We start from the raw sequence: 250 nt of genomic DNA on the forward strand, positions 1-250 counted from the left end.
GACCATGGCGGCGTTGCCTCGTCTCGCCCTACGCCCGTACTGTCTTCGACGATGCGCCTTGCCCTGGGACTTTATTCAGGCGCTCCTGGGTCGGCGCAGGGGATCGAGCAGCCCGCGCAGGGCGTTGTGGTCGAGCTCGTACATCAGGGCCAGCAGCTCGCCCAGCTCGCCGCGCGGAAATCCTTCGCGCGCGAACCAGCCCAGGTAGTGGCCGGGGAGGTCGGCGATCTTGTGGCCTTTGTATTTACCG

Annotated in this window: 1 protein-coding gene; it reads right to left on the minus strand. The window is 66.4% G+C overall.

From position 1 onward, the window contains the following. Positions 1-75 precede the first annotated feature (75 nt). The coding region (locus tag KVT32_RS30900) for a DUF3820 family protein (RefSeq protein ID WP_217619515.1) at positions 76-250 on the minus strand (175 nt) is incomplete at its 5' end.

Origin of the sequence: Achromobacter sp. GbtcB20, from assembly GCF_019091095.1 — a bacterium.
GTDB classification, from domain to species: Bacteria; Pseudomonadota; Gammaproteobacteria; order Burkholderiales; family Burkholderiaceae_B; genus Achromobacter; species Achromobacter mucicolens.